Origin of the sequence: Lysobacter sp. K5869 (assembly GCF_018847975.1) — a bacterium.
Lineage (GTDB): Bacteria > Pseudomonadota > Gammaproteobacteria > Xanthomonadales > Xanthomonadaceae > Lysobacter.
On sequence record NZ_CP072597.1, the window covers coordinates 3376692 to 3401992 of the forward strand.

26 protein-coding genes are annotated in these 25301 nt (G+C 68.6%); 17 read left to right on the forward strand and 9 right to left on the reverse strand.

The annotated features are described in order from the left end of the window. The first annotated feature begins 34 nt into the window (after positions 1 to 34). On the forward strand, positions 35 to 1603 hold the full coding sequence (locus J5226_RS14590; protein ID WP_255322796.1) for a fumarate hydratase: 1569 nt from the start codon (positions 35 to 37) through the stop codon (positions 1601 to 1603). Between the two features lie 240 nt (positions 1604 to 1843). Here J5226_RS14590 and J5226_RS14595 read toward each other — a convergent pair whose 3' ends face one another. From J5226_RS14595 to J5226_RS14605, 3 genes are all read right to left on the reverse strand, one after another. Continuing rightward, positions 1844 to 2818, reverse strand: coding sequence for a patatin-like phospholipase family protein (locus J5226_RS14595; RefSeq protein WP_215835199.1), 975 nt, complete (start codon positions 2816 to 2818; stop codon positions 1844 to 1846). A gap of 210 nt (positions 2819 to 3028) precedes the next feature. Further along, positions 3029 to 4186: a phospholipase A gene (locus J5226_RS14600; RefSeq protein WP_215835200.1), complete on the reverse strand. Its 1158-nt coding sequence runs from the start codon at positions 4184 to 4186 to the stop codon at positions 3029 to 3031. Between the two features lie 146 nt (positions 4187 to 4332). Then, positions 4333 to 4818, reverse strand: a complete 486-nt coding sequence (locus J5226_RS14605; RefSeq protein ID WP_215835201.1) for a DUF456 domain-containing protein — start codon at positions 4816 to 4818, stop codon at positions 4333 to 4335. 215 nt (positions 4819 to 5033) lie between these two features. Between J5226_RS14605 and J5226_RS14610 the strand changes: the two genes are divergently transcribed. Next, a complete protein-coding gene (locus tag J5226_RS14610; RefSeq protein WP_215835202.1) occupies positions 5034 to 5246 on the forward strand; it encodes a cold-shock protein in 213 nt (70 codons plus the stop codon). Between the two features lie 603 nt (positions 5247 to 5849). Here J5226_RS14610 and J5226_RS14615 read toward each other — a convergent pair. From J5226_RS14615 to J5226_RS14625, 3 genes are all read right to left on the reverse strand, one after another. Further along, positions 5850 to 6959, reverse strand: coding sequence for a M35 family metallo-endopeptidase (locus J5226_RS14615; protein WP_215835203.1), 1110 nt, complete (start codon positions 6957 to 6959; stop codon positions 5850 to 5852). Between the two features lie 221 nt (positions 6960 to 7180). Further along, a complete protein-coding gene (locus tag J5226_RS14620; RefSeq protein WP_215835204.1) occupies positions 7181 to 7687 on the reverse strand; it encodes a glycine zipper 2TM domain-containing protein in 507 nt (168 codons plus the stop codon). A gap of 244 nt (positions 7688 to 7931) precedes the next feature. Next, on the reverse strand, positions 7932 to 8384 hold the full coding sequence (locus J5226_RS14625) for a cytochrome c (RefSeq protein WP_215835205.1): 453 nt from the start codon (positions 8382 to 8384) through the stop codon (positions 7932 to 7934). A 271-nt stretch (positions 8385 to 8655) separates the two neighbouring features. On the opposite strand from J5226_RS14625, the gene J5226_RS14630 reads away from it, so the two are divergent. Continuing rightward, entirely contained in the window at positions 8656 to 9498 is an 843-nt protein-coding gene (locus J5226_RS14630; RefSeq protein WP_215835206.1) for a tRNA threonylcarbamoyladenosine dehydratase, read from the forward strand. Between the two features lie 108 nt (positions 9499 to 9606). Here the strand turns inward: J5226_RS14630 and J5226_RS14635 are convergent, their stop codons facing one another. Then, positions 9607 to 10368: a TatD family hydrolase gene (locus tag J5226_RS14635; protein WP_215840435.1), complete on the reverse strand. Its 762-nt coding sequence runs from the start codon at positions 10366 to 10368 to the stop codon at positions 9607 to 9609. A gap of 4 nt (positions 10369 to 10372) precedes the next feature. Next, on the reverse strand, positions 10373 to 10597 hold the full coding sequence (locus tag J5226_RS14640) for a DUF6116 family protein (RefSeq protein ID WP_215835207.1): 225 nt from the start codon (positions 10595 to 10597) through the stop codon (positions 10373 to 10375). 213 nt (positions 10598 to 10810) lie between these two features. Here J5226_RS14640 and J5226_RS14645 point away from each other — a divergent pair, with 213 nt between their 5' ends. The 6 genes from J5226_RS14645 (at position 10811) to asnB (ending at position 18914) form a co-directional block, all read left to right on the forward strand. Then, entirely contained in the window at positions 10811 to 11641 is an 831-nt protein-coding gene (locus J5226_RS14645; RefSeq protein ID WP_304414051.1) for a glycine zipper 2TM domain-containing protein, read from the forward strand. Positions 11642 to 12022: 381 nt separating this feature from the next. After that, on the forward strand, positions 12023 to 13186 hold the full coding sequence (locus tag J5226_RS14650; RefSeq protein WP_215835208.1) for an acyl-CoA dehydrogenase family protein: 1164 nt from the start codon (positions 12023 to 12025) through the stop codon (positions 13184 to 13186). Positions 13187 to 13360: 174 nt separating this feature from the next. Next, the gene (locus J5226_RS14655) at positions 13361 to 13921 is read left to right on the forward strand and encodes a GNAT family N-acetyltransferase (RefSeq protein WP_215835209.1); all 561 of its coding nucleotides are present in this window, start codon (positions 13361 to 13363) and stop codon (positions 13919 to 13921) included. Beyond that, positions 13918 to 14568 (forward strand): glutathione S-transferase family protein, encoded by a 651-nt coding sequence (locus J5226_RS14660; RefSeq protein ID WP_215835210.1) that lies wholly within the window; start codon positions 13918 to 13920, stop codon positions 14566 to 14568. The genes J5226_RS14655 and J5226_RS14660 overlap by 4 nt, the downstream gene beginning before the upstream one ends. Before the next feature lie 81 nt (positions 14569 to 14649). Beyond that, a complete protein-coding gene (locus J5226_RS14665; RefSeq protein WP_215840437.1) occupies positions 14650 to 16929 on the forward strand; it encodes a thiamine pyrophosphate-dependent enzyme in 2280 nt (759 codons plus the stop codon). A gap of 5 nt (positions 16930 to 16934) precedes the next feature. Continuing rightward, entirely contained in the window at positions 16935 to 18914 is a 1980-nt protein-coding gene (gene asnB / locus J5226_RS14670) for an asparagine synthase (glutamine-hydrolyzing) (protein ID WP_215835211.1), read from the forward strand. A 176-nt stretch (positions 18915 to 19090) separates the two neighbouring features. Here the strand turns inward: asnB and J5226_RS14675 are convergent, their stop codons facing one another. Continuing rightward, positions 19091 to 19966: a folate-binding protein gene (locus tag J5226_RS14675; RefSeq protein ID WP_215835212.1), complete on the reverse strand. Its 876-nt coding sequence runs from the start codon at positions 19964 to 19966 to the stop codon at positions 19091 to 19093. 30 nt (positions 19967 to 19996) lie between these two features. Between J5226_RS14675 and J5226_RS14680 the strand changes: the two genes are divergently transcribed. The 8 genes from J5226_RS14680 to J5226_RS14715 all read left to right on the forward strand — a co-directional run bounded on the left by J5226_RS14680 (position 19997) and on the right by J5226_RS14715 (position 25301). After that, a complete protein-coding gene (locus J5226_RS14680) occupies positions 19997 to 20215 on the forward strand; it encodes a DUF1674 domain-containing protein (protein WP_215835213.1) in 219 nt (72 codons plus the stop codon). 103 nt (positions 20216 to 20318) lie between these two features. Beyond that, a complete protein-coding gene (gene sdhC / locus J5226_RS14685; protein ID WP_215835214.1) occupies positions 20319 to 20714 on the forward strand; it encodes a succinate dehydrogenase, cytochrome b556 subunit in 396 nt (131 codons plus the stop codon). Then, positions 20711 to 21109 carry a succinate dehydrogenase, hydrophobic membrane anchor protein gene (sdhD, locus tag J5226_RS14690; RefSeq protein WP_215835215.1) on the forward strand — a complete coding sequence of 133 codons (399 nt, stop codon included), beginning with the start codon at positions 20711 to 20713 and terminating at the stop codon, positions 21107 to 21109. Before sdhC ends, sdhD begins: the two co-directional genes overlap by 4 nt. 42 nt (positions 21110 to 21151) lie before the next feature. Continuing rightward, positions 21152 to 22906 carry a succinate dehydrogenase flavoprotein subunit gene (sdhA, locus tag J5226_RS14695; protein ID WP_218044348.1) on the forward strand — a complete coding sequence of 585 codons (1755 nt, stop codon included), beginning with the start codon at positions 21152 to 21154 and terminating at the stop codon, positions 22904 to 22906. A gap of 15 nt (positions 22907 to 22921) precedes the next feature. Next, positions 22922 to 23710 (forward strand): succinate dehydrogenase iron-sulfur subunit, encoded by a 789-nt coding sequence (locus tag J5226_RS14700; protein WP_215835217.1) that lies wholly within the window; start codon positions 22922 to 22924, stop codon positions 23708 to 23710. Between the two features lie 205 nt (positions 23711 to 23915). Continuing rightward, the gene (locus tag J5226_RS14705; RefSeq protein WP_215835218.1) at positions 23916 to 24338 is read left to right on the forward strand and encodes an MAPEG family protein; all 423 of its coding nucleotides are present in this window, start codon (positions 23916 to 23918) and stop codon (positions 24336 to 24338) included. Between the two features lie 32 nt (positions 24339 to 24370). Beyond that, positions 24371 to 24643, forward strand: a complete 273-nt coding sequence (locus tag J5226_RS14710; protein ID WP_215835219.1) for a succinate dehydrogenase assembly factor 2 — start codon at positions 24371 to 24373, stop codon at positions 24641 to 24643. A gap of 178 nt (positions 24644 to 24821) precedes the next feature. Further along, entirely contained in the window at positions 24822 to 25301 is a 480-nt protein-coding gene (locus J5226_RS14715) for a hypothetical protein (protein WP_215835220.1), read from the forward strand.

Consider the following 25301-nt stretch of genomic DNA (forward strand, 5'->3'; position numbering starts at 1 on the left):
ATGGACGCCCCCACCGCCAGCCTTTACGCCCGCCGTGACCGCAACTCCGTCTTCGGCCGCCTCGCGCGGCCCCGTCGTCATCCGCCAGGACGACCTGATCCAGTCCGTCGCCGACGGCCTGCAGTACATCAGCTACTACCACCCGGTCGACTACATCAAGAACCTCGCCGCCGCTTACGAGCGCGAGGAGTCGCCGGCGGCCAAGGACGCCATCGCCCAGATCCTGATCAACTCGCGCATGTGCGCCGAGGGCCACCGGCCGATCTGCCAGGACACCGGCATCGTCACCGTGTTCTTGGAAATCGGCATGGACGTGCGCTGGAGCGGTGCCGATGGAGGCAGCGCGACCATGGGCGTGGAGGACATGGTCAACGAAGGCGTGCGCCGCGCCTACAACCACCCCGACAACAAGCTGCGCGCCAGCGTGCTGGCCGATCCGGCCGGCAAGCGCGCCAACACGAAAGACAACACGCCCGCGGTCGTCAACGTCAAGGTCGTGCCGGGCAATACCGTGGACGTGATCGTCGCGGCCAAGGGCGGCGGTTCGGAAGCGAAGTCGAAGTTCGCCATGCTCAACCCGTCCGATTCCATCGTCGACTGGGTGCTCAAGACCGTGCCGACCATGGGCGCGGGCTGGTGCCCGCCGGGCATGCTCGGCATCGGCATCGGCGGCACCGCCGAGAAGGCGATGCTGCTGGCCAAGGAATCGTTGATGGAGCCCATCGACATCACCGACCTGCAAGCGCGCGGCCCGAGCAATCGCGCCGAAGAGCTGCGCCTGGAGCTGTACGAGAAGGTCAACGCGCTCGGCATCGGCGCGCAGGGCCTGGGCGGCCTGACCACGGTGCTCGACATCAAGGTCAAGGATTACCCGACCCACGCGGCCAACCTGCCGGTGGCGATGATCCCGAACTGCGCCGCCACCCGCCATGCGCATTTCACCCTCGACGGCAGCGGCCCGGTCATGCTCGACCCGCCGTCGCTGGAAGATTGGCCGAAGCTGACCTACGACTCGTCCAAGGGCCGCCGCGTCGATCTCGACACCGTCACCGCCGAGGATGTCGCCAGCTGGAAGCCCGGCGAAGTGCTGCTGCTCAACGGCAAGCTGCTGACCGGCCGCGACGCCGCGCACAAGCGCATCGTCGACATGCTCAACAAGGGCGAGCCGCTGCCGGTCGACTTCAAGGGCCGCTTCATCTATTACGTCGGCCCGGTCGATCCGGTGCGCGACGAAGTCGTCGGCCCGGCCGGCCCGACCACGGCCACGCGCATGGACAAGTTCACCGAACAGGTGCTGGCGCAGACCGGCCTGCTCGGCATGGTCGGCAAGGCCGAACGCGGCCCGACCGCGATCGAGGCGATCCAGAAGCACAAGTCGGTCTACCTGATGGCGGTGGGCGGCGCGGCGTATCTGGTGTCGAAGGCGATCAAGGCCTCGCGCGTGGTCGGCTTCGCCGACCTCGGCATGGAAGCGATCTACGAATTCACCGTGCAGGACATGCCGGTGACGGTCGCGGTCGACAGCGCCGGCGAGTCGGTGCACAAGACCGGCCCGAAGGAATGGCAGTCGCGGATCGGCAAGATTCCGGTCGTGGTCGAGTAAGCCCGGCCACCGTGCGATACCCCCGACGCCCGGCACCCGCCGGGCGTCGTCGTTTCCGCGCGGCGTTCGTAGGAGCGGCGTGAGCCGCGACCGGAGCATCGCAACTGCGTCGAACGTTTCGCCGTAGCTGCGGATTCGCGGTCGCAGCTTGCGCAGCTCCTACATGGGCTACCTGTAGGAGCTGCGCAAGCTGCGACCACGCCAACACAACCACCGCGCAAGCTCGACCCGCCCCCGCACCTACAACTTCTTCACCAACTGCCCCAACAGCTTCTTCGTCGCCGGCCGGGTCAAATACTCCTTCGCCAACGTCTCCAACGCGAGCACGTTGGTCTCGCTGGTATCGTCCAGATCGTCCAACCCCACCAGCAGCTCCGCCTGCATCCGGTAATACCCGTCGCCGACCAATTGCCGGGCGATGTAATCCACCGAATCGGTATTGCCGTCGAACAGCACGTCGATGATCGGCACCGCCCACTCCAGCGCGCCCCAACTGCGCGCCGATTGCAGATCGATGCTGCGCGTGCGCTCGCCGGTGCCGACCGACAGCACCACCAGATCGCGGCTGTTGTCGACCCGCGCGTCCTTGCGCAGCGCCTCGGCGATCGCGCAGGCGGTGGGATTGTTGGCGACCACGCCGCCGTCGATCAGCGCGCAGTCCTTGTCCTCGACCCGCATCGGATGCGCCGGAAAATACGTCGGCGCGGCGGTGGACGCGCGGCAGACTTCCCACACCGGCAGATCGCGGTGCTTGGGATCGAAACTCTTGAAGATCACCGGCGTGCGCGAAATCGTGTCGTAGCTGGTCACCAGCACCGGCCGCTTGAGCTGGCCCAGCGTGGTCTTGCCGAACACCCGGCGCAGCACCTGCTCGATGCCCAGGCCGTCGTAGCGCGGCGCCGACATGCCGTCGCTGATCAAGCGATTGGCGCGCGACCACAGCCGCCCGGCGAGGTTGGGAAAAATCGTGTGGCGCTGATCGCGGTACAACTGCGCCAGCGTATCGGGGGTGAAGCCGGCGGCGAGCCCGCAGGCGACCAGCGCGCCGGTCGAGCTGCCGGCGAGCAGATCGAAATTGTCGAGCAGGCCGGTCTTGCTCCCGGCCGGGGTCTTTCCCGCTTTCGCCAGCGCGCTTTCCACGCCGGCCAGCCAATGGCAACTCACCAGCCCGCGGATGCCTCCGCCGTCCAGCGAGAGGATGCGCCGCATCTTCATCGGGGTCTCCGTTCGAGCGGGCCAGGGTAGCGCGGGCGCCGCGCGGGCCACGGCGGACGGCGTCGCAGTTTGCGGGTTCGAGTTCGCCGGCAGTTGCGCGCGCTACCTGTAGGAGCGGCGCGAGCCGCGACCGCGGCAACGCAGCTACGACGAAAATTACGGCGTGGTTGCGTTGCCGCGGTCGCGGCTCGCGCCGCTCCTACAAGGGCTTCAGTACCACTCGAGCAAGGAAATGCCCAAGCCGATGTAGGTGGCCTTGTGGTTGTAATCGATCAGGCTCTCGCCGTAACCGTCGAAGATCTGCAGATGTCCGCGCAGCTGATTGTGGATCGGAAACCCCCAATCGAACTGCAGCGCCCCGTGCGAACGGTCGCCGCCGCGCAGCGAATGCCGCGCCATCAGCGAGAACTCGTGGCCGCCGCGGCGATGGACCAAGGTCAGATCGCCCCGGCCCATGTAATCCTCGATGTCGGGATTGTCGTCGTCGTTGCCGTCGGAGATGCGGTACCACGGCCGCAGCATCAGCGCCCAGTTCTCGCGGTCCAGGCCGATGTTGAACATCACCCGGTTCCAACTGCGCGAGAACGGATCGGCGCGGCCGTTGGACTGATGGTTGAGCCCGACCGCGAACATGCGGCCCTTCCAATCGCCGATGCGGTAATTGTTGCGGAACACCAGCAACACTTCCGGCTCGTAATTGGTCTCGCGGAACGGACGCGAATCCTCGCCGTTGTAGACCTGCCAGCGCGAGGACTGGGTGTAGCCCATCCAAATGTCGCCGTTGTCGCCGAACAGATTCTCCACCGCCTTGGTCTTGAAGCTGATCTGGAACTTGGCCTCGACCTTGTCCAGCGACTGCGGCTCGGCGACCGTGTTGCGCGGATTGGGCGAGTGCGGCCGCACGTTCGGCGAATCGTTCCAGAACACCGGAAACAGGTACACCGGCTTGTAGGCGCGGAAATTGAACAGGCCGAGCTTGGAATCCTTGGCCAGCTCCCAGCGGCTGTCGAGCAGGCCGCCCTTGCCGGCGTTGGCGATGGCGTCGTTCAACGGCGCGTCGTGCGCGAACACGCTGCCGGCGGCGGCCTGCCGCGCGCGTTCGACCACGCCGGCCTTGGGCTTGCCGGCCAACTCGTCGCTGAGCTCCAGGTTCTGCTGGATCGCCTTGGCTTCCTTGGCCGCGATGTCGGCCTGACGCACGTCGCCGCCCTGGCGGCCGAGCGCGGCGTCGTAGCAGGCCAAACGGTCGGCGTCGACGGCGATCGCCAGACAGGCTTCGGGTGTGGCGGCTTTCGCCGCGGTCTGCGCGGCCGCCAGCCACGGCGTGGCGGCGAGCGCGGTCAACAGCAAGGTGCGGGCGTAGGGCATGGCGGAGTCCTGCGTCGGGGGCGCGTCCGTCGAACGAAGGCGCGGGACGGCAGCGGCACGGGCGGCTGCGCGAAGCGCCGCAGTCTTGCATCGCGGCGCGAATGGAGTGTGAACCTCGCGTGGCTCGGCGGTCCGGCCGCGCGGTCTCAGAAGAACCACGCGACCGCGAACACGCCGACCATCGCGAACGCGAGCCCGAGCTTGAACACCGTGCCCACGACGATGCCGACCCAGGTGCCGATGCCGACCTTGGTCGCTTGATCGAGCTGGCGGGTGTGGATCCATTCGCCGATCAGCGCGCCGAGGAACGGGCCGACGAACACGCCGATCAGGCCGAAGGCGAGGCCGGCGAAGGTGCCGATCACCGAGCCGACGATCGCCAGCTTGCTCGCTCCGACCCGTTTGGCCCCCATCGCCGTGGCGGCGAAGTCCACCACCATCGACAGCACGGTCAGCACGGCCAGGACCACGAGGGTGATCCAACCGACTTTCTCGAATCCGGACACCCAGGCCGCGAGCATCATCCCGCCGAACACCAGCGGCAGGCCGGGCAGCGCCGGCAGTATCGTTCCGACGATTCCGAGGATCACCAGCACCGCGGCCAAGATGTAATAAAACGTGTCCAGATTCATGCTTTCTCCCTGTCCGGACGGGCGGTCCGCAGTGGTTTGCATTTTGGCCGATGTCGGGGTACGTTGCGGGCGCTGCGTTTGCCAAGGGTCACCGTGAATCGTGGCCCGATGCGGTTGATCCACCGATCCGCTACATCGTTGCACCTCGCTTCCTCCTTGCAACCAGCACGCGCTAGTTCGCGCTAACAACACCACGTTTCAAGGAGAGAGTCGCGATGTCCGGTAATAAAGAGATCGGAACCGTCAAGTGGTTCAACGACGCCAAGGGTTTTGGCTTCATCAGCCGCGAAAATGGCGAGGATGTGTTCGTGCATTTCCGCGCGATCCAGACCCAGGGCTTCAAGAGCCTGAAGGAAGGGCAGAAGGTATCGTTCACCGTCGTCCAGGGCCAGAAGGGCCTGCAGGCCGACGCGGTCGAACCGATGTAATTCGCGTCAGGCTTTATGTTGCGGCGCCGCATATCCGGGCGGCCGCGAAGAAAAACCCGGCTCAGGCCGGGTTTTTCTTTACGTATACTTTCGATGGGTATCACAAATACGTTTTTCCGCGCGGCGCCGGTACCGATCCGGTCATGCGTCGATGCGCGCCGCCGTTCGCCGTGAGCGATGCGACGACCCGGCAAGAACGCCTCCGCGCCGCCATCGCGAAACCGACGCGGCGCGAGGACCGTCCTGGTCCCCGCGCGCGCCGCGACGGCCGTCCCTGGCCGCCCGCACGTCCGTGTGCCGGCCTCGCGATCCCGGCGACCCGTCCCGCCGCGCGCCGGTCACGCCGCGCGCCGCTCCGGGCGCGCCGAGCCTGCCGTCGAAGACGCGCGCGGGCCTCGTTCCCGCGCCGCCTTCGCCGCCGTCCTGGCGGACCTCGCGCCTCCCGCGCCGGCTCTGATGTCTTTCAACGCGCCGAGCGCGCGAGCGGGGTTGCGGCGCGCCGAAAAAAAAGACCCGCAAAAAAAAACGGCCCGCGCGAGGCGGGCCGTCGTCGGCGTCGGCGCGGCGTTCGCCGCGTGCGCCGGATCGGTTCTGAAGCGACGCTCAGTTCTGGAACGGGGTGTTCTCGGCGAAGTACTCGTGGTTGTCGGCGTTGTCGAGCGCGTTGGTCGGGTTGCTCGTCGCCAGGCTCTTGGCCGCGGACTGGCCGTAGGCGTGATCGTCGGTGCCGGCCACGACGGTGAAGTGGCTCATCTCGTGCACCAGCGTGCCGGCCTTGGAGTCGGTGCCGGTCAGCGGCGCGTTCCAGAACGCGTTGCACACGTAGATCTGGTACGGCTGGTTCGCATACACGTAGGCGTAAGCGCTGCTGGTGCAGCCGCAGTTGATGGTGATCTGGCCGCTGTTCTGATCCAGCGCGGTGTCGATCGCCTGGAAGTGCGAGCGCGCGGTCGAGTAGCGGCTGGAGGTGTAGGCGCCGAACCAGGTGGTGTAGCGCGGGCCGACGGTGCCGCCGTTGAGATAGCCCTTGGCGTTTTCGGCGTAGGCGCGCGCCTGCACCACGGCCTGACCGGCGCTGCTGGTGCGCGAGGTGGTGCAGCCGACGTAGTTGACGCCGTTGACCACCGCGGTCGCGCCGGCGTCGGGCTTCTTGGCCGCGGCGAGCTTGGCGCCGCCGAGTTGGTCGATGCCGTCCACCCACAGCTGCAGCGGCGCGCTCTGCGCGCTCATCGGCAGGCCGTTGGCCTGATGCAGCATGACCCGGTCGGAGGTCGAAGCGTGCTGCAGCGGCGCGCGGAAGGTCACCACGTACTGGCCGGTGCGCGAGAGGTCGTAGCCCGAGGACAGATCGACGGTGCGGCGATAGGTTTCGCCCGGCTGCAGGATCGCGAAGTCCGCCGCGCTCGGCAGGCCGCGCTTGACCATCTTGCCTTCGTACGCGACCGGCTCGCCGTTGTAGCTGATCGAGAACAGCTTGGCGTCGAACTCGTCCGACGGCAGCTGCCACTTCGGCAGGCGCACGGCCTTCTTGCCGGTGTTGGTGATGCTGATCTCCACCGCGCCGAGGAAATCGTCGGCGCCGCCGGTGGCGGCAACGATGCCGACGCGCAGCGGATTGTTCTGTCCGGCCGACGGCGGCGTGGCGACGGCGGCGGCGATCGCGCCGGACAGCACGGCGCCCACGGAAACCACATGCACGAAGCGAAGTTTCATTCCGATCTCCTGATCTTGCGATGACGAGGCCCGCGAAGCGGGGCGCAACGACGCTAGCGCAGGCGACGGCCGACGCGCAGGGCGATTAGGGCAATAGTTCCGCCGCTAATCGTGATGACGGTGGTGGAGTTGAAACATCGCGGACACATAAAAAAACGGCCCGTGATGCGGGCCGTTTTTTCTCGTTACATTGTTTCATCGCGCCCGACGGCGCGCGGCGGTCAGCGCACGTAGACGCGGCCGTTGGCGACGCGCACGTAGGTGTTCTCGCGGATGCCGTCGAGGTTCTTCTGGGTGACGACCTGGGTGCGGCCGTCGTCCATGCGCACGTAGACGTTGTAGCTCGGCGCGCCGACCCGGTTCTGGATCGCGTTGCCGGCGACCGCGCCGGCGACCGCGCCGGCCACGGTGGCGGTGTTCTTGCGGCCGGTGCTGTCGGTGTGGTCGTCGGCGATCTTGCGGCCGGCGACGGCGCCGACCAAACCGCCGAGCACGGCGCCGGTGGCGCTGGGGGCGGTGCTCTGGGTGCTGATCTGTTCGATGCGGGTGACCACGCCGCAGTCGTAGCAGCGGTTCTGGTCGCCGTAACCCGGCTGCGGCTGCTGCGGATAATTGTTGTAACCGCCGCCGCCATAACCGCCGCCGCCGTAACCCGAGGTGGCGCAGCCGGCCAGGGCCAGCGAAGCCGCCGCGGCGACGCCCAGCAAACGGATGTTCTTGGTATTCATGGCAGGCTCCTGCGTGTATGCGATGGGTAGTGGCGAACCGTCGCCACGCGCCTGCCAAGCTAAAAGCCGTCACGTGAACGGGTGTTCAATTCCGGTGCCGATCGGGCACAGGTTTGAGTGCACGTTCAGCTAGCGCGACGCCGGGCCGCGGGCGACGCGGAATCGATGCGGCGGCGCCGCAAACGACGACGGCGCGACCGCTGAGGGCCGCGCCGTCGTGGCGTCGCCGCGGTGCGCTGCGCGCTTAGCCGCGGAAGTCCTGATGGCAGGCCTTGCAGGCCTCGCCGATCTGCTCGGCCACCGTGGTCACGCCGGCGCAGCTCACCGGCGGATTGGTCAGCGCGTTGTCGAGCGCGGCGCGCATCTTGGCCGAATGCTGGGAGAAGCGCTGATCGTCCTTGAGCGAGGGGAAGGCCGGATCGAGATCGTCGGCCATCGTGCGCAGCGCCTTGATGTGCGGCAGCGTGTCGGTGGCGGCGCAGCGGTTCTGCTTGACCTTGCCGTTGAGCTCGCCCAGATGCCAGGCCTGCACGTGCATGACGCTGTCGGGGAAATGGTCCTTGCGTTGGTTCAAGGCGTTCATCGTCATCACCGTGGCGATGACGCCGCCGACCAGGCCGATCAAAAACAGGAACAGATACTTCGAACCATTGCCTTTGCGCTTCGGCGCGGCGGCGGTGGGCTGGGTGTCGCTCATTGCCTGGCCTCCATCCAAGATCGCGGCACGATAGCACGGGCGCTTGTGAGCTTGAGATCACGCGGGGCGCGGCGAAGCGCGGGCGGGAGGAGCGATGGGGCAGGGCGCCCGGCGCTCGCGGAAGGCCGGTTCCGCCGGTCGCGCGGGGCCGGCGGCGAGCGCGTCGCGCAGCGCCCGCGGCTCGCGACGCCATCGCGCCGGCGCGATGGCGGCCCGCTGTTTTCCACGCCCCGCGGCGGCGTACGCGGCCGCGCCGCTTACAATAGGCGCAATGAACGCCATCGCTTCCGAATCCCCCGTGTCTTCCGCCGACGCCGATGCCGTGTGGCAAGAACGCTTCTCCGGCATCGACCGGCTCTACGGCCAGGGCGCCGTCGCCCGCTTCCGCCAGTGCCGGATCGCCGTGGTCGGCATGGGCGGGGTCGGCTCGTGGGCGGTGGAGGCGCTGGCGCGCACCGGCATCGGCCACCTGACCCTGATCGACGCCGACGACCTGTGCGTGTCCAACACCAACCGCCAGCTGCCGGCGCTGGCCGGCCAGTACGGTCGGGCCAAAGTCGAGGCGATGGCCGAGCGCTGCCGCGCGATCAATCCGGCCATCGACGTCGACGCGGTGCAGAGCTTCCTGACCCCGTCCAACCTCAGCGAGCTGCTCGACCGCGGCTTCGATCTGGTGCTCGACGCCTGCGACAGCTTCCGCAGCAAGGTCGAGCTGATCGCCTGGTGCCGGCGGCGCAAGCTGCCGGTGATCGTGGTCGGCTCGGCCGGCGGCCGCACCGATCCCACCTTGGTGCGGATACGCGATCTCTCGCGCACCGAGCACGACGCGATGTTGGCGCTGATCCGCAAGAAGCTGCGCAGCGAATTCAATTTCCCCAAAAACGCGGGCCGTTACTTCAGCGTGTCGGCGATCTATTCGCTGGAGAACGTGAAGTACCCGCAGCCCGACGGCACGGTGTGCGGGCTGCGGCCCAAGCTCGACGGCGACGCCGCGCTCAAGCTCGATTGCGGCGCCGGGCTCGGCGCGGCGACCCACATCACCGGCGTGTTCGCGTTCGCAGCGGTGGCGCGGGCGTTGGAGATTCTGCTGAAGCCCAAGGCGACGAAGGATTGAGCCGAGGCCGGTAGTCGGTCGAAAGGTGTCGGAACTAAAGCGGTTCGCGTGAACGCCGCCGCGTCGCCGTCGCCGCTCGCGGGAATCGCTTCGATTCCGATGCGGCGCTTACGAATCCAATCCGAACAAGCGCCGCGCGTTCGCCGACGTCGCCTGCGCCACTTCTTCGGCCGTCGTCCCGCGCAATTGCGCGATGGTTTCGCAAATCCCGGTCAGTCGCGCCGGCTCGTTGCGCTGCCCGCGGATCCCCGCATCGGGCTGATCCGGCGCGTCGGTTTCCAACAGCAGGAACTCCAGCGGCATCGTCGCCACGATCCGCCGCAGCCGCTGCGCGCGCTCGTAGGTCACCGGCCCGCCCAGGCCGAGCAGGAAGCCGAGCTTCCACAACTGCTCGGCTTGCTCTTCGCTGCCCGAATAGCTGTGGACCACGCCGCGCAACCCGCCGACGCGGCGGATCGCGGCGAGGGTCGCATCGACCGCGTGGCGCGCGTGCACGATCACCGGCAGGTCGAACTCGCGCGCCAGTTCCAGCTGGCCGTCGAAGTAGAACGACTGGGTCTCGCGATCCAATCCTTCGACGTAGTAATCCAGCCCGCACTCGCCGACCGCGCACGGCCGCTCGCGTTGCAGCCATTCGCGCAGCAGCGGCAGGTGCTCGCGGCAGTGCGCATCGAGGAACATCGGGTGCAGGCCGTAGGCCGGGTGCAGCCCGGGCGCGGCGGCGCAGACCTCGCGCAGCTTGGGCCAACCGGCGGCGTCGATCGCCGGCACCACCTGCGCGCTCACGCCGGCGGCGCGGGCGCGCGCGACGACTTCGGCGCGGTCCGGGTCGAACTCCGCCGCGTCGAGGTGGCAGTGGCTATCGATCAGCACGTCAGCGCGAGGCCGGCGGCGGCTCGATGCCGGGCTGCGGCTGCTTGCGCTTCTTCCAGTTGGCCAGCAGCAAGGTGCCCAGGCCGAGCAGGAGTTCGTCGATGAAGGGGATGAAGTCGGGCACCACCAGGTCCAGCGCGAACAGGCCGGCGGTGAGCAGGAACAGCCGCGGATAGCTCAGGCGGCCGAGGAAACCCATCAGGGGAGCGAGCAGCGGATTGGCCATGGCGGTGAAAGGCTTGTGATGCAGTTGGCAAACACGCTAGCACGCGGCCGGCGCGGGGTTCATTCCTCGGACAGATTGGCGCGAAAAAGCCCCGATTCAATAGGCACCGGTTCAGCTTTCCGGTGGTGGAATTAGCTCGCCCAACGCGATCTTTACGTTTTGTAAGGATCGTACCGACGACCACCGCGGTTCCCCCGCTGCAGGAGGCTCCAAATGAACAAGAATATGATCGCCGTCGCTATCGCGTCGCTGCTGGTAGGCGGCGTGGCGGTAGCGGCTTTCCAGAGCTTCCGCGGTCCCGCCGCTCCGGCCGCCGCGCTGACCCCGGCCCCGCTCCAGCCGGTGCCCGGCGCGGTCAACGGCGCCACCCCGGCCGGCGACCTCGCCTCCAGCGGCGCGATCAACACCCAGCCGCAGGTCGATTACGCCGACGTGGTCAACGTCAAGCCGATCAACCAGAAAGAAAAGCTCTACGCGACCGTGATCGGCACCGACCCGGTGCGCGAGACCAACACCGTCTCGACCCCGCGCGAAGTGTGCGAGGACGTGGTCGTGCAGGAGCGCCTGCCCGAGCGCGACGGCAACGTCGGCGGCACCGTGGTCGGCGCCGTGGTCGGCGGCCTGCTCGGCAACCAGATCGGCAAGGGCAACGGCCGCAAGGCCGCGACCGCGGCCGGCGCCGTGGCCGGCGGCTTCGTCGGCAACCGCATCGACCGCAACCACGTCGGCGGCCGGGTGGTGAACCGCACCGAGCGCCAGTGCCACACCATTTCCGACACCTCGCAGTCGAGCAAGGTGGTCGCCTACAACGTGACCTACCGCAATCCGGACGGCACCACCGGCACCATGCGCACCGAGTCCAAGCCGGGCAGCCGCATCTCGCTGGGTTCGGAAAACAAGGTGGTGGGCTACGACGTGACCTACCGCTACCAGGGCCAGGAGCAGACCGTCCGCATGGACGAGCGTCCGACCCAGCGTCTGCCGGTGGTCAACGGCCAGGTCGTGACCCAGACCGCCGCGCTGGCCGCGCCGAGCCGCGGCTGAGTTCCGCCGGGTCCGCGCGAGCGGATCGGACATCGCAAAAACGGGGCCGGTTCGCCGGCTCCGTTTTTTTTTGCGCGAAGGGTGGCGCTAAAGAATAATTTTTCTGCGGCGCGCGCGCGGACGCGGCGATTTCGTTTATCGCGCCGAGCGATTTTCGGTGCGCGGAATCGATCGCGGCGGGTTTCCCGCGGGGTGAAGAAAACGCCTTGAAAACAGGCCTTTCGCGCATCGCGGCGAACGCGCGCCGGCGCGCGCGGAAACCGCTTACGTTCGCCGTTTCCGCGCCGCGTTCCCGATCATTCGCCTGTCCCGGCCTTACCCCGGCTTCGCGCGCCCATTACAATGGCCGTCTTTCTGCCCAAAACAGGTCTCCAGCGCGCCATGGCCCTGCATCCCTACGATCTTTACGACGTCCGTTCCCTGCTCAGCGAAGAGGAGCGCGCCGTACAGGACACCGTGGCCCGCTTCACCGACGAGCGCGTGATTCCGATCATCGGCGACGCCTTCGACCAAGGCCGTTTCCCCAAGGAGCTGATCCCGGAAATCGCCGACCTCGGCCTGCTGGGCTCTTCGCTGCCGGAAAAATACGGTTGCGCCGGCCTCAACGCGGTCAGCTACGGCCTGATCTGCCAGGAACTCGAGCGCGGCGACAGCGGCATCCGCAGCTTCGTCAGCGTGCAGTCCTCGCTGTGCATGTACCCGATCTACGCCTACGGCAGCGAAGAGCAGCGCCTGCGCTGGCTGCCGGGCATGGCCAAGGGCGAGATCATCGGCTGCTTCGGCCTGACCGAGCCGCACGGCGGCTCCGATCCGGCCAACATGAAGACCAACGCCAAGCGCGACGGCGGCGACTGGATCCTCAACGGTTCCAAGATGTGGATCACCAACGGCAACCTCGCCGACATCGCCATCGTTTGGGCGCAGACCGAGGACGGCATCCAGGGCTTCGTGGTCGAGAAGGGCATGCCCGGTTTCGCCGCCCAGGAAATCAAGCACAAGATGAGCCTGCGCGCGTCGGTGACCTCGTCGCTGTTCTTCGACAACGTGCGCGTGCCCGACGCCAACCGCCTGCCCAACGTCAAAGGCCTCAAGGGCCCGCTGGGCTGCCTGACCCAGGCGCGCTACGGCATCACCTGGGGCCCGATCGGCGCGGCCATCGCCTGCCTCGACGAAGTGCTGGGCTACACCAAAGAACGCATCCTGTTCGATCGCCCGGTCGCGGCGACCCAGTCGGCGCAGATCAAGATGGCCGAGATGGCCCGCCGCATCACCCTGGCGCAGTTGCTGGTGGTGCAGCTCGGCCGCCTCAAGGACGCCGGCAACATGCAGCCGACCCAGGTCAGCTTGGCGAAGTGGAACAACTGCCGCATGGCCATCGACATCGCGCGCGAATGCCGCGACCTGCTCGGCGGCGCCGGCATCACCACCGAGCACGGCGCGATCCGCCATGCGCTGAACCTGGAATCGGTCATCACCTACGAGGGCACGGAGACCGTGCACCAGCTGGTGGTGGGCCGCGAGCTGACCGGGATCAACGCGTTCTGATCCGGCGCTCCCGTTCGCGGGAGCGCGATGCGTTTCCTGCTCCCGCCTGCGGGAGCAGGTGGCCCGAAGGGCCGGATGAGGGCGCGCCTCGCGCCCCTCACCCCAACCCCTCTCCCGCAAGCGGGAGCGGGGCTTCATGAAGGCTAGCGAGCCCAGGGGACAACCGAATCCATGATGACGATCGCCGACATCGAACTGGAAACCCCGCGCCTGCTCCTGCGCCCGCCGCGCCTGGAGGATTTCGACGCCTGGGCGGCGTTCGCCGCCGGCGGCGAGTACTTGCGCTACATCGGCGGCCCGCAGCCGCGGCCGGTGGCCTGGCGCGGGATGATGTCGGTGATCGGCTCCTGGGCCGCGCTCGGCTACGGCTTCTTCTCGGTCTACGAAAAAGCCAGCGGCCGCTGGATCGGCCGGCTCGGCCCGTGGCAGCCGGAAGGCTGGCCGGGCACCGAGGTGGGTTGGGGCATTCTCGAAAGCGAAGGCGGCAAGGGCTACGCCAGCGAAGGCGCGGCCGCGACTATCGACTGGGCCTTCGATCACCTGGGCTGGAGCGAGGTGATCCACACCATCGACTCCGACAACCTCGCTTCCAAGGGCGTGGCCAAGAAGCTCGGCTCGCGCTATTTGCGCCAGGACCGCTTGCCCGAACCCTTCCACGAGAAGGAAATCGAAGTGTGGGGGCAAAGCCGCGAAGAGTGGCGCGCGCGGCGCAAGGCCGGGACGCCGTCGGCATGATCACCGTCCACGGCTTTTCGCCCTCGGGCAATTGCCACAAGCTGCGCTTGCTGCTGGAACAACTCGGCGAACGTTATCGCTGGGTCGAAGTCGACAGCAGCCGCGGCGAAACCCGCACGCCGGAGTTCCTCGCGCTCAACCCCAACGGCAAGGTGCCGGTGGTGGAGTTCGGCGACGGCCGCACGCTCAGCGAATCCAACGCGATCCTCTACTACCTCGCCGACGGCAGCGAATTCCTGCCGGCCGATCTGTGGCAGCGCGCGCAGGCGCTGAGCTGGATGAATTTCGAGCAATACAGCCACGAGCCCTGCATCGCCGTGGCCCGCTTCATCGCCGGCTGGACGCCGCTGGACTCGCCGCGCCGCGCCGATTTGCCCGCGCTGCGCGAACGCGGCCATCAGGCGCTGGCGGTGATGGAGCGCCATCTTCGCGACAACGCGTGGTTCACCGGCGACGGCTACGGCATCGCCGACATCGCCTTGTTCGCCTACACCGACGTCGCCCCGCACGGCGGCGTCGCCCTGGACGCGTATCCGGCGGTGCGCGAATGGCTGGCGCGGGTGCGCGCCACCCCGGGCTTCGTCGGCTTGCCCGAACCCGACGCGCAGGCCGCGCAACGCATCGCCGCCAGCAACACATCCCCCTGAATTCCCCCTAATCGTGCCGGCCCGAACCGGGCGGCGGAGTCTCCGATGTCAGCGCAACCGCAGTCTTCGATCTTCAGCCAGATGCCGAACTTCAACCCGGTCGCCAGCCCGATTCCGGCGCGCATGAAGGGGCTCAACCGGGCCGAGATCTGCGACGTCAATTTCGTCGAATTCGTGAAGGCCTGGAACGGCCGCAGCGACGCGCGTCCGGCGCCGAACGAAGCCATCCTCGACGGCAGCGCGCTCGACGCGCGCGGCTTTCGCGAGCTGTTCGAATCGCAGCTGATCAGCCGCCACCTCGATCTGATGGCGCGGGTGCTGCGCGTGCAGAACAAGGTCTTCTACACCATCGGCTCCAGCGGCCACGAAGGCAACGCGATGGTCGCGCGCGCGGCGCGCCACACCGATCCGGCGTTCCTGCATTACCGCAGCGGCGGCTTCATGGCCGAGCGCTTCCGCAAGCTGCCGGGCATGGATCCGGTGATGGATTCGGCGCTGTCCTTCGCCGCCAGCGCCGAAGATCCCGCCTCCGGCGGCCGCCACAAGGTGTGGGGCAGCAAGCCGTTGTGGGTGCTGCCGCAGACCTCGACCATCGCCTCGCATCTGCCCAAGGCGCTGGGCACCGCGGTCGCGGTGGAAACCGCGCGCCGCCTCGGCCACAACCTGCCGATCCCCGACGACAGCATCGCCATCTGCTCCTTCGGCGACGCCTCGGCCAACCACGCCACCGCCCAGACCGCGTTCAACGCCGCCGCCTGGACCGCCTACCAGAAGCTGCCGGCGCCGGTGCTGTTCGTGTGCGAGGACAACGGCATCGGCATCTCGGTGAAGACGCCGGGCGGTTGGATCGGCAACCGCTTCCGCACGATGGACGGGCTGGATTACTTCACCGCCGACGGCCTGGATCTGGCCAACGGCTACGGCGACGTGCAGCGCGCGGTCGAGCATTGCCGCAGCACCCGCCGCCCGACCTTCCTGCACCTGCGCACGACCCGCATCATGGGCCACGCCGGCACCGACTTCGAAATCGAATGGCGTTCGGTCGAGGAACTGTGCGCGGTTGAGGCCAGCGACCCGCTGCTGCGCTCGGCGGCGATCGCGATGGAATCGGGCCTGATGTCGAAGGACGAGGTGCTCGAACTCTACGAAGCCACGCGCAAGCGCTGCTTCGCCGCGGCCGAAGAGGCCGACCGCCGGCCGAAGATCGAAACCCTGGCGCACGTGATCGCGCCGCTGGCGCCGTACACGCCGGCCGCGGTCCAGGCCGAGGCCGAACGCGCCGATTACGCCGAGCGCCGCCTGCAGGCTTTCGGCGGCGAAGCCAAGCTGCCCGAGGCGCAGCCGCCGCGGCATCTGGCGATCCAGATCAACAACGCGCTGCACGATTTGTTCGCGAAGTACCCGGAAACTTTGCTGTTCGGCGAGGACGTGGCGCAGAAGGGCGGCGTCTACACCGTCACCAAGGGCCTGCAGAAGGCGTTCGGTCCGCGCCGGGTGTTCAACACGCTGCTCGACGAGACGATGATCCTCGGCCTGGCCCAGGGCTTCGCCAACGTCGGCCTGCTGCCGTTCCCGGAAATCCAGTACCTGGCGTACTTCCACAACGCCTGCGACCAGTTGCGCGGCGAAGCGGCCTCGCTGCAGTTCTTCAGCAACAACCAGTATCAGAACCCGATGGTGGTGCGCATCGCCGGCCTGGGCTATCAGCGCGGCTTCGGCGGCCACTTCCACAACGACAACTCGATCACGGCGCTGCGCGACATCCCCGGCCTCGTGGTCGGCTGCCCCTCGCGCGGCGACGACGCGGCGACCATGCTGCGCACGCTGACCGCGCTGGCCAAGGTCGACGGCCGCGTGGCCGTGTTCCTGGAGCCGATCGCGTTGTACATGACCAAGGACCTGTACGAAGCCGGCGACGGCCAGTGGCTGACCTCGTACCCGTCGCCGGATCAGGCCATGCCGCTGGGCGAGGGCCGGGTGTATGGTGAGGGCGACGATCTGGTGATCTTCACTTACGGCAACGGTGTCCCGATGAGCTTGCGCGCGGCGCGCCAGATCGAGCAGAGCCACGGCTGGAAGGCCCGCGTGGTCGACCTGCGCTGGCTGGTGCCGCTCAACGATGCGTACATCGCCGAGCAAGCGCGCGGCGCCAAGCGCGTGATCGTGGTCGACGAAGGCCGCCGCAGCGCCGGCGTGGGCGAGGGCGTGATCACCGCGTTGGCCGAGGCCGGCCTGGGCGGCGTGCCGATGCAGCGCGTGGTCGGCGTCGACACCTACACCCCGCTGGCCGGCGCGGCGTTCCTGGTGATCCCGGGCGACGACGACATCGTCCGCGCCGCCGACGCGCTGGCCAAGGGCTGACGCCGATGTGCGGACTGGCCGGACTGCTGCGTCCGCGCAACGATCTCGACCAGGAGCACCTGCACGCGCTCGCCGCTTCGATGGGCGAGGCGCTGCACCATCGCGGCCCCGACGACGACGGCGTCTGGGCCGATCCGCAGGCCGGCGTCGCGCTCGCGCATCGCCGGCTCAGCATTCTCGACCTGTCGCCGCTGGGCCATCAGCCGATGCCCTCGGCCGACGGGCGCTACGTGATCGCCTACAACGGCGAGATCTACAACTTCGCCGAACTGCGCGAGCAACTGCTCGGCCTGGGCCACGGCTTCCGCGGCCATTCCGACACCGAAGTGCTGCTGGCGGCGGTGTCGCAATGGGGCGTGGAGGCGGCGATCGCGCGCTGCAACGGCATGTTCGCCATCGCCTTGTGGGACCGCGAGCGCGGCGAGCTGTGGCTGGCGCGCGACCGGGTCGGCAAGAAACCGCTGTACTACGGCTGGGCCGGCGACACCTTGGTGTTCGGCTCCGAACTCAAGGCGCTGTGGCGGCATCCGCAGTTCGACAACGGCGTCGACCGCGACGCGCTGGCGCTGCTGCTGCGTTACGACTACGTGCCGTCGCCGTACTGCATCCATGCCGATACCTGGAAACTCGCGCCCGGCGCGATCGCGCGCTTCGACGCGGCGAGCGTCGCGCGCGGCGCGGGCGGGCACGATCCGGCGCGCGATCAGCGGCGCTATTGGGACGCCACCGAGCGCATGCGCGCGGCGCTGGCCGATCCGTTCGACGGCGACATCGACGCGGCCGAGGATCGCCTCGACGAACTGCTGCGCGAAGCGGTCGGCCTGCGCATGGTCGCCGACGTGCCGGTCGGCGTGTTCCTGTCCGGCGGCACCGATTCGTCGGTGGTGACCTCGCTGATGCAGGCGCTCAGCGCCAAGCCGGTGCAGAGCTTCACCATCGGCTTCGAAGGCTCGCACCACGACGAGGCGCCGCTTGCGCTCGAGGTGGCGCGGCATCTGGGCACCGCGCACACCGAGCTCTACGTCAGCGGCGGCGACGCGCTGGCGGTGGTGCCGCGCTTGCCGGCGATGTTCGACGAACCCTTCGCCGACGCCTCGCAGGTGCCGACCGCGCTGGTGTGCAAGCTGGCGCGCGATCTGGTCACCGTGGCGCTGTCGGGCGACGGCGGCGACGAATTGTTCTTCGGCTACAAGCGCTACGAACGCGCGCTGCGCAATCTCAACCTGCTGCACCGCGTGCCGGCGCCGCTGCGGCGCTGGCTGGCCGGGCGCGCGCAGGGCCACGGCGAAGCCTCGCGCGCCGGCGGGTTCGCCGCGTTCGCCGCGGAAATGGGCGCGCGCGGGATCGGCGACGTCTACCGCAACCGCATCGTACGCTGGCGCTTCCCGCAGGCGGCGGTGCCGGGCGCGCGCTTGCCGCCGACGCTGTACGACTTGGCCGAACCGCTCGACGGCCACGGCACCGCGGCCGACGCGATGATGCTGGCCGACTACAGCGTGTACCTGCCCGACGATCTGCTGTGCAAGGTCGACCGCGCCAGCATGGCGGTGGGGCTGGAAGCGCGCGCGCCGCTGCTGGATACGCGCGTGGCCGAGTTCGCCTGGTCGCTGCCGCTGCACTACAAGCGCGGCGACGACGGCGGCAGCAAGCATCTGCTCAAGCGCGTGCTCAAGCGCTATTTGCCCGACGCGATGGTCGACCGCGGCAAGCGCGGTTTCGGCGCGCCGGTGTCGCAGTGGCTGCGCGGCGACCTGCGCGAGTGGGCGGAGGCTTTGCTCGATCCGGACACGCTGCGCGCGCAAGGCTATTTCGACGTCGATCTGGTCGCCGGACTGTGGCGCTCCTTCGTCGACGGCGAGAAACGCTGGCACACGCATTTGTGGAACGTGCTGATGTTCCAGGCCTGGCACGAGCATTGGCGGTCGCAGCGCGACCATGCCGGGGATGCGTTGGCGCAGGCGACGAGCGGCGAGGGCGGGTTGTAGCCCGCCGCGTCGCGGCTGCGCACGTCCCGTGCGTAGGAGCGGCGTAAGCCGCGACCGCGCCAATCCAACTACGACGACACGCTCCATCCCGTCGCACGCGGCACGACGTTCGAGATAGGCAATTCGCGCCGCGATTGCATTGGCGCGGTCGCGGCTTGCGCCGCTCCTTCAGGGAGTTAGCGGGCCAGTCCGTCGAGCAGGGGGATTTCCTGCACGGGCTGTGCGTCGATGAACGCCGCGCCTTCCGCGCGCTCCAGCGGCAACACCGCCAACGCCAGATGGGTCGCGCCGTCGCTCGCGCTCGCCGCCACGGTTCCCAGCGCCGCGCTCTCGCCGCGCACTTCCGCGCCGGCCTCGACCGGGGCGGGGCAGGCGAACAGCGCCAGCCCGCGCTTGGCTTTGCCGAGGAAATGGGTGCGGGCGACGATTTCCTGGCCCGGATAGCAGCCCTTCTTGACGCTGTAGCCGCGCAGCCGGTCCAGCGACAACTGCTGCGGGGTCCATTGCTCGGCCTGCGACGCGGGCAGGCGCGGCAGGCCGTGGCGCAGATCGGCCAGCGCCCACTGCGCGGCCAGCGCCGCGTCGGCGGCCGCGGCCTGCGCGGCCGGCACGATGCGCAAAGCGCGCGCGGCGCCGTCCGCGCTGAGATCGATTTCGACGGGGCCGTCGCCGTCGCCGGCGATGGCCGCGCCCGCGGCGCGTTCGGGCGCGCCGAAGCGGCCTTCGATCACAAGATCTTCACGCACGCCGAGCGCGAGCTTGCTGCGGAACACGAAACGCTTGAGCGCCTCGACCAGCGCGGCCGCGTCGGCATCGGGCACGGCCAGCCAGATGCGCTGATCGGACAGGCGCAGCAAGGCGAACAGGGCGATCGCGCGGCCTTTGGGCGTGAGCCAGCCGCTCCATTGCCAGTGGCCGTCGGCCAAGGCTTTGACGGCGTTCATGAACTGCGCCTGGGCGAAAGCCGCGGCGTCGCGGCCCTCCAGAGCGATGAGTCGCTGGCCGGGCAGGGCGAAGGCCTGTCCGGGCAAGGCTTGCGGGTTGTCAGGCATGGGGGCCGGGAATTAATATTTAACGCTGTGATGATAGGCGAAACCACCCCGGAAGCACGTTCGGACGACGCGTCCGAGACCCCGGCGACTCCCGTTTCCGAAACGGGAGGCCACTCGCCTTCCGCCAAGGACGTTCCCGACGATGCGGCCGACAAGCAGCCGCTTCCGAAGGAGCACGGTGGTCGCGAGGGTCTCGAACCGACCCGCTACGGCGACTGGGAAAAGAACGGACGTTGCATCGACTTCTAGTCGATAAGTCCGCTCGGCTCGTTTTTCAACAGCACCCCACACCGGCGTTCCACACGCCCCCCGCCACGCGGCGCCGCCGCCCAGCCGAGATTGCCATACCCTCATGGCGAACCGCGAACGACCTTTGTCGCCACACCTGCAGGTTTACCGCTGGCAGGTTCAGATGGTGACCTCGATCCTGCACCGCGCGACCGGTGTCATCCTTTCCATCGGCGCCCTGCTGATCGCCTGGGGCCTGACCGCCCTGGCCGCCGGGCCGGACGCATGGGCGACCTTCACCGCCTGCGCGCGCTCGCCGCTGGGCTTCCTGATCCTGTTCGGCTGGACCTGGGCCTTCGCCTTCCACCTGATCAACGGCATCCGCCATCTGATCCAGGACGCGGGCTACGCCTACAAGATCCAGTCCTTCGTCCGCAACAGCTGGATCAGCGTCATCGGCAGCCTGCTGCTGACCGCCGCGATCTGGGTCGTCGCCATGATGTCGCGAGGTGGCGCATGAGCATCTTCAGCCAAAAGCAACTGCGCACCCCGCTCAAGTCCGCGCGCGGACTGGGTTCGGCGAAGGACGGCACGCACCACTTCGTGGTCCAGCGCGTCACCGCGATCGCGCTGATCTTCCTGTGCCTGTACGTGATCGGCCTGATCGTGTCGTGGATCGGCGGCGACTACGCCAGCGTCCGCGCCAGCGTCGCCCATCCCTGCAACGCGGTGCTGCTGAGCGCGTTCGTCGTGGCGATGTTCTGGCACGCCAAGCTCGGCCTGCAGACCGTCATCGAGGACTACGTCCACGCCCCGGGCCTGGCGGTCGCTTCGCAGATCGCCGTCGTTTTCGTTTGCGCACTCGCGGCCCTGGCCAGCGTGCTCGCCATCATCCGCATCGCGCTGGGAGCCTGATCCGTGGCCTCTGCCTACAAGATTCACGAACACACCTTCGACATGGTCGTGGTCGGCGCCGGCGGCGCCGGTCTGCGCGCCACCTTCGGCCTGGCCCAGAAGGGCCTGAAGACCGCCTGCATCACCAAGGTGTTCCCGACCCGTTCGCACACCGTGGCGGCGCAGGGCGGCGTGGCCGCCGCGCTCGCCAACATGGGCGACGACAACTGGAAGTACCACTTCTACGACACCGTCAAGGGCTCGGACTGGCTGGGCGACCAGGACGCCATCGAGTACATGTGCCGCGAAGCGATTCCGGCCATCATCGAGCTCGAACACTACGGCGTGCCGTTCTCGCGCACCGACGACGGCAAGATCTACCAGCGTCCGTTCGGCGGCATGACCACCAAGTTCGGCAAGGGCCCGCCGGCGCAGCGCACCTGCGCCGCGGCCGACCGCACCGGCCACGCGATCCTGCATACCCTGTACCAGCAGTCGCTGGCGCACGACGCGCAGTTCTTCATCGAATACTTCGCCCTCGACCTGATCATGGACGAGCACGGCGCCTGCCGCGGCGTGCTCGCGCTGGACATGGCCGAAGGCACCCTGCACCTGTTCAAGGCGCAGGGCACGGTGCTGGCCACCGGCGGCTACGGCCGCGCCTACTTCAGCGCCACCTCGGCCCACACCTGCACCGGCGACGGCGGCGGCATGGCCCTGCGCGCCGGCCTGGGCATGCAGGACATGGAGTTCGTGCAGTTCCACCCGACCGGCATCTACGGCGCCGGCTGCCTGATCACCGAAGGCGTGCGCGGCGAAGGCGGCATCCTGCGCAACAGCAGCGGCGAGCGCTTCATGGAGCGCTACGCGCCGAGCGTGAAGGACCTCGCCCCGCGCGACATGGTCAGCCGCGCGATGACCATGGAAATCCGCGACGGCCGCGGCGTCGGCGAGCACAAGGACCACATCCTGCTCGACCTGACCCACCTCGGCCCGGAAGTCATCCACAAGAAGCTGCCGGGCATCGCCGAATCGGCGCGCATCTTCGCCGGCGTGGACGTGGAGAAGCAGCCGATCCCGGTGATTCCGACCGTGCACTACAACATGGGCGGCATCCCCACCAACTACCACGGCGAAGTGGTGCAGCTGCGCGACGGCAACCCCGACGCGGTGGTCCCGGGCCTGTACGCGATCGGCGAAGCCGCCTGCGTGTCGGTGCACGGCGCCAACCGCCTGGGCTCGAACTCGCTGCTCGATCTGGTCGTGTTCGGCCGCGCGGTCGCCAACCGCTGCGCCGAAACCATCGTTCCGGACGGCAAGCAGGCGCCGCTCGCGGCCGATGCCTGCGACGTCGCCCTGGCGCGCCTGGACAAGCTGCGCAACGCCAGCGGCAGCACGCCGACCTCGGTCATCCGCGACAAGATGCAGCGCACCATGCAGGCCGACGCGGCGGTGTTCCGCACCAGCCAGACCCTCGCCGAAGGTGTGGCCAAGATGCGCGACATCCATGCCTCGTTCGCCGACGTCAAGGTCACCGACCGTTCGATGGTGTGGAACTCGGACCTGATCGAAACCTTCGAGCTGGCCAACCTGCTCGATCAGGCGCTGGTCACCATCGTGTCGGCCGAGAACCGCAAGGAATCGCGCGGCGCGCATGCGCACGAGGACTTCCCGGAGCGCGACGACGCGCACTGGCAGAAGCACACGCTGTGCTGGGTGGACGAGAAGGGCAATACCCGCATCGACTACCGCCCCGTCCACATGCAGCCGATGACGGGCGATGTCGAATCGATCCCGCCGGCCAAGCGCGTCTACTGATCAGGAGCCGCCGACATGGCCGAATTCTCACTGCCGAAGAACTCCAAGATCCAGAAGGGCCGCCACTGGGCGACGCCGGGCGCCAAGCAGCCGCGCACCTTCAAGGTCTACCGCTGGAACCCCGACGACGGCATGAACCCGCGCGTCGATACGTACGAGGTCGATCTGGCCTCGTGCGGTCCGATGGTTCTGGACGCGCTGATCAAGATCAAGAACGAGATCGACCCGACCCTGACCTTCCGCCGCTCCTGCCGCGAAGGCATCTGCGGTTCGTGCGCGATGAACATCGACGGCACCAACACCCTGGCGTGCACCCGCGCCATCGCCGATTGCGGCGACGCCAAGGGCGAAGTGCCGATCTATCCGTTGCCGCACATGGACGTGGTCAAGGATCTGGTCCCGGACCTGACCCACTTCTACGCCCAGTACGCCTCGATCCGCCCGTGGCTGCGCACCCAGAGCCCGACCCCGTCGGACCGCGAGCGCCTGCAGACCCCGGCCGACCGCGAGAAGCTCGACGGCCTGTACGAATGCATCCTGTGCGCGTGCTGCTCGACCAGCTGCCCGAGCTACTGGTGGAACGGCGACCGCTACCTCGGTCCGGCGATCCTGCTTCAGGCCTACCGCTGGATCATCGACTCGCGCGATGAAGACACCGGTGCGCGCCTCGACGATCTGGAAGACCCGTTCAAGCTCTATCGCTGCCACACCATCATGAACTGCGCGCGGACCTGCCCGAAGGGCTTGAATCCGGCGCAGGCCATCGGCGAGATCAAGAAGCTGATGCTGCAGCGCCGGGTCTGATTCCGAGCCGGCTTGTCGGCGCGGGTCTTGAGCGACATTGACGCCGCCGTCCGCATCGCGGGCGGCGGCGTTTTCGTTGGCGCCGCGCATCGGCCGCAGGTGCAGTGGCGGCGGCGCCGCGTTTGACGGAGGATGCGCGCTGGCGCGGTTCGCCGCGCTCCATCCACCGCCGCGCCCGCGCGGCCCGCCACGGAGTGCAGCGACGATGCAGAGCAAGGCGATCTTCCTTCCCGCGCTGGCGATGGCCGCGCTGACCTGCGCGGTGTGGCTGCGCATGTTCTACGTGCGCATCGGCCAGATGCGGCGCGACCGCATCCATCCGCAAGCGGTGGCGACCTCGGCGCAAGCGGTGGCGAAGCTGACCGAATCCAAGGCGGCGGACAATTTCCGCAACCTGTTCGAGCTGCCGGTGCTGTTTTATTTCGCGCTGACCGTGGCCGCGTTCAACGGCTTCGACGACGCGGCGACCTTGGCGCTGGCGTGGCTGTTCGTCGCCTTGCGCATCGCCCACAGCGCGATCCAGTGCGGCTACAACAAAGTGATGCACCGCTTCTACGCCTACGCCGCCGGCGGCTTGGCGCTGTGGGCGTTGTGGGCGCGCATCGGCGTCGGCTTGCTGACGCAGTGACGCGCGCGGACCGGTAATCGCAGGAGAACACGATGAGCGACACCCCCTCGGCCGAAGAGCGCGACGAACTCGAACTGCGCCGCCTGCGCTGGCGCTGCCGCCGCGGCATGCGCGAGCTCGACCAATTGCTCGGGCGTTATCTCGACCGCGTGTGGCGGCAGTCTTCCGAAGACGAGCGCGGGGTTTTCCTACGGCTGCTGGAAACCGAGGACGATAAGCTCTGGCACTGGTTCATGGGCCACGAGGAAGCGCAGGATGCGCGGTTGCAGGGGCTGGTGGAGAAGATCCGCAACATCCCGGTGTGAGGCGGCGCGACGCGGCGGCCGGTTGGGCTGGGTCGGCGCGCGCGATGCGGCGGCGGTTCGATCGGCTTGCGCGCGCGACGCGGCGGCGCTGAGCCGGCGCACGGCGCGATGGTTGGTCGAACGATGGAGGGTCGCGCGCGTGGCGCGACGGCGGGTAGCGCGTTCGACGGCCGCGCGCGTGGCGCGCCAATTCGTCGAGCGTCGGACGGCCGAATGCGCGCTTGCGTCGCATGCCGACGAACTCGCGCCCGGTTGCGTCGTCTGGCGCCCGTCGCGGCTGCTGGCCGCGGGGCTGGTCCTGATCGGCTGGCTGGCCGCCTGCGCCACGCTCGCCAGCGAACTGCCGGCGTGGCTGGCTTGGCCCGTCGCCTCGCTCGCGGCGGGGTGGGGCGCGGCCCTGGCCCGGCGCGAACTGCGCCGCCCGCCGCGCCGGCTGCGCTTCGCCGGTCCGCGCGTCTGGCTGGACGGCGCGCCCCTCGCGCGGGCGCGCCTGCACTGGCGCGGGCCGCTGGCGAGGCTGGAGTTCCGCGCCGCCGACGGCGCCCGCGGCCGCCTGCTGTGGTGGCCCGACCGCCTGGACGCCCGCGCCCGTCGTGAACTCCGGCTGGCCGCCGCGGTCGCAAACGCTGCGCCCACGGCGCGTTCGGTGGCACCATGA